The organism is Rhizobacter sp. P1_G5, from assembly GCF_056405435.1.
Map to the genome: position 1 here is coordinate 1 of NZ_JBFUCB010000825.1, position 2,167 is coordinate 2,167.

3 protein-coding genes are annotated in these 2,167 nt (G+C 71.4%); 2 read left to right on the forward strand and 1 reads right to left on the reverse strand.

Going from position 1 to position 2,167, the window contains the following annotated elements; translation table 11 throughout:
- Together AC1D12_RS31560 and AC1D12_RS31565 are read left to right on the forward strand one after the other, a co-directional pair.
- On the forward strand, positions 1–1,144 hold a 1,144-nt coding region (locus tag AC1D12_RS31560; protein WP_477845126.1), incomplete at its 5' end, for a lipase family protein.
- A 3-nt stretch (positions 1,145–1,147) separates the two neighbouring features.
- The gene (locus AC1D12_RS31565) at positions 1,148–1,711 is read left to right on the forward strand and encodes a hypothetical protein (protein WP_477828929.1); all 564 of its coding nucleotides are present in this window, start codon (positions 1,148–1,150) and stop codon (positions 1,709–1,711) included.
- Positions 1,712–1,719: 8 nt separating this feature from the next.
- On the opposite strand, the gene AC1D12_RS31570 is transcribed toward AC1D12_RS31565, so the two are convergent.
- Positions 1,720–2,167: class II aldolase/adducin family protein (locus AC1D12_RS31570; protein ID WP_477845127.1), on the reverse strand; the 448-nt coding region annotated here is incomplete at its 5' end.

Below are 2,167 nucleotides of genomic sequence, written 5' to 3' on the forward strand. Positions count from 1 at the left end.
CCAGGGCGGCGGCGCCAACACCTCGCTGAAGCCCACCGAGCTCGGCGGCGCCCACCTCGACCGGGTGTTCGCCGGCTCCACCGCAGGCGTCACCACCGGCTTCGGCTATGTGCTGAGCTTCAACCGCGCCGGCAGCAAGCAGGTCGTCATCGCGACGCGCGGCACGCGCGCCGAGCACTCCAAGGCCGACCTGCTGACCGACCTGCGCGCGTCGATGACCGGCTTCGGCGACTTCGGCCTGGTGCACCAGGGCTTTCGCAACACCTTCGACAGCGTGAAGATCGGCCTGGCCCGCGACGACCGGCGGATCATGGATGCCGACGTGGTGCACTGCGTGGGGCACAGCCTGGGCGGCGCGGTCGCGACGCTGGTGGCGGCGCATTTCTCGTCGCGCGGCAAGGCGGTGAAGCTCTACACCTTCGGCTGCCCGCGCGTCGGCGCGCTCGGCGCGCAGAGCGCGATGGAGCAATCGCTCGGCAAGCACAACATCTTCCGCGTCTCGCACGACCTCGACCCGGTGACGATGGTCGGCCCGTACCCCTACGGCCACCTGAACGGCCAGCCGGACGACGCGAACAACATGATGCTGGTGTCGCCCACCGGCCAGCTGCTCAGCGTGGCCAACCACGACATGACCGAGTACGTGCGCAGCGTCGGCGGCACCGAGATGAACTGGCAGGCGGTGCGCGGGCTCGGCGGCGCGGTCGAGCGCGACAACGCGGTGCTCGCGCGCTGGCTGCTGCGCAGCTCCGACAACCCCGGCTGGCTCACGCAGCGCGCCGCGCAGGGCCTGAGCTACCTGATGAAGGCCTTCTCGCACCTGCTGAAGCAGCTCGGCTTCGTGACGATCGCCGGGCTGACCGGCATCGACCTGTTCTGCGTGGTGCTGGCCTCCAACATGACGAAGATCGCCGAGATGAATTCGCAGCTGATGGACTGCATCCTGCAGGCCGCCCGCTGGGCGCGGGTGGTGGTCTCGAACGCGGCGCAGCTCACCGCGACCGTGATCCGCGCGATCCTGAACGCGATGTTCAGCGTGCTGCGGCCGATCGCGGTGAACGCGCTGCAGAGCGTCGGCCGCGGCACGCCGCTGCCGCTGCTGATCGGCGGCGCCACCGCGCTGGCCGGTGCGCTCATAGGCTGAGCCATGGAACGCGACGCCTTCGAGCACCTGTACCTGCACGCGCACACGCTGGCCGAGTTCGGCTTCATGCGCACGATGGCGGGGCTGGCGAGCAGCGACGCGCCGGCACTCGCGCCGGAGCAGCTCGCCGCGAATGCGGCCGATGCGCAGCAGATGCTGAACCTCGATGCGGCCAGCTTCGACTGGTCGGCCCTCGATGGCGTGGCGGGCTTCGGTGCCGGGCCCGCGGCCGACGAGAACCCAGCGGCCGGCTACGACGGTCCGACCTTCACCGAGGCGCTGGCGATGGACGACGAGGTCGGCGGCGATGCGATGCCGGAACTGTCGAACTACCTCGAACGGGCCCAGGCGGCGCGGCCGCTGCTGGCGGGCCGCATCGCGCACTCATGGGCCACGGCGGATGTGCAGGCCCTCGACGGCGCGCTGGCTGCGCTGCCCGGCGAGCTGGCCCCGCTCACCGGCCCGCTCAGCGCCGACGAACTCGCCCCCTGGCTGGCGCTGTACGAGCAACGCCACCCGGCGCTGGACACGCTGGTGCAGCAGATCCGGCGCCTCGAACCGTTCTGATCGGTCCGTCACGATCGGTAGTCCGCCGCCTGGCCGGCAATCAACCTGCAGGCCGCCGTCCACGTGAGCTGGACGATCCCGCTGGCGTCGTCATCCTCGAACTGCGCCGCCGTCAAGGCCTGCACCGCGGCCGGCGGCACGCGCAGCGGCACCCCGCCTGACAGCGCCGCGACCTGGATCTGGCAGGCCCGCTCCAGGAACCACAGCTCCTGGAACGCATGCGCCACCGTGCGGCCGCCGACCAGCACGCCGTGGTTGCGCAGCAGCATCGCGTTGTGCAGGCCGAGGTCGGCGACCAGCCGCGCGCGCTCGTCGAGCCCGAGCGCGATGCCTTCGTAGTCGTGGTACGCCAGCCGGCCGTGGAAGCGCAGCGCATGCTGGCTGATCGGCAGCAGCCCGCCCTGCTGCGCCGACACCGCGCCGCCGGCGGTGGTGTGCGTGTGGATCACGCAATGC

Bases quoted from the DNA above. Each gene is read 5' to 3' on its own strand.
- AC1D12_RS31565 (WP_477828929.1), top strand. From the start codon at position 1,148: ATGGAACGCGACGCCTTCGAGCACCTGTACCTGCACGCGCACACGCTG.